The following is a 333-nucleotide window of genomic DNA, read 5'->3' on the forward strand; positions in this document are numbered from 1 at the left end:
CTCGGGGTTGACCGCGAACTGGATGTTGCAGCCGCCGGTGTCGACACCCACCTCGCGGATGATCGCGATACCGACGTCCCGCAGGAGCTGGTACTCGCGGTCGGTCAGCGTCATCGCCGGGGCCACCGTGATCGAATCCCCGGTGTGCACACCCATCGGGTCGAAGTTCTCGATGGAGCACACGACCACGACATTGTCGTTCCTGTCGCGCATCAGCTCCAGCTCGTACTCCTTCCACCCCAGGATCGACTCCTCCAGGAGCACCTCGGTGGTCGGGGAGAGCGTCAGGCCCTGGCCCGCGATCCGCCGCAGCTCCTCCTCGTCATGCGCGAA

1 protein-coding gene is annotated in these 333 nt (G+C 65.8%); it reads right to left on the reverse strand.

From position 1 onward, the window contains the following. Positions 1-333 (reverse strand): ATP-binding protein (locus tag PUR26_RS16975; RefSeq protein WP_443077093.1); only part of this gene is annotated, 333 nt, incomplete at both ends.

Source organism: Streptomyces sp. SP18CS02 (genome assembly GCF_036322365.1).
GTDB lineage: Bacteria > Actinomycetota > Actinomycetes > Streptomycetales > Streptomycetaceae > Streptomyces.